The 574-nt window shown below is 49.1% G+C and carries 5 tRNA genes; all 5 read left to right on the top strand.

What is annotated here, in order from left to right:
• Positions 1-92 precede the first annotated feature (92 nt).
• The 5 genes from AC3WTA_RS28480 to AC3WTA_RS28460 all read left to right on the top strand — a co-directional run bounded on the left by AC3WTA_RS28480 (position 93) and on the right by AC3WTA_RS28460 (position 573).
• Positions 93-168, top strand: a tRNA-Thr gene (locus AC3WTA_RS28480).
• A 10-nt stretch (positions 169-178) separates the two neighbouring features.
• Positions 179-262 (top strand) — tRNA-Tyr (locus AC3WTA_RS28475).
• A 7-nt stretch (positions 263-269) separates the two neighbouring features.
• Positions 270-343 (top strand) — tRNA-Trp (locus AC3WTA_RS28470).
• A gap of 19 nt (positions 344-362) precedes the next feature.
• A tRNA-His gene (locus AC3WTA_RS28465) sits at positions 363-438 on the top strand.
• 63 nt (positions 439-501) lie between these two features.
• Positions 502-573 (top strand) — tRNA-Gln (locus tag AC3WTA_RS28460).
• Position 574: the final 1 nt, after the last annotated feature.

Here is a 574-nt window from a genome sequence, read left to right as displayed (position 1 = left end):
CTCGGTAGCTCAGTCGGTAGAGCAGAGGACTGAAAATCCTCGTGTCGGCGGTTCGATTCCGTCCCGAGCCACCATTTGTTTTAATAAAATACGCCGGCTTAGCTCAATTGGTAGAGCAACTGACTTGTAATCAGTAGGTTGGGGGTTCAAGTCCTCTAGCCGGCACCATGTAAGTTTCGGAGGGGTAGCGAAGTGGCTAAACGCGGCGGACTGTAAATCCGCTCCTTCGGGTTCGGCAGTTCGAATCTGCCCCCCTCCACCATTTACATAGGGGCATAGTTTAAAGGTAGAACTGAGGTCTCCAAAACCTCCAGTGTGGGTTCGATTCCTACTGCCCCTGCCAAATATATTTACACAACATGGCGGTTGTGGCGAAGTGGTTAACGCACCGGATTGTGGCTCCGGCATTCGTGGGTTCGATTCCCATCAGTCGCCCCATTTTTATTTTAAAAATTACAAATAATCTAATGGATACTTACATATAATTAAGTAAGAAATCGATGGGCTATAGCCAAGCGGTAAGGCAACGGACTTTGACTCCGTCATGCGCTGGTTCGAATCCAGCTAGCCCAGC

This window comes from Bacillus sp. EB106-07-01-XG149 (assembly GCF_058791555.1).
This window is presented reverse-complemented; position numbering and strand designations above follow the sequence as displayed.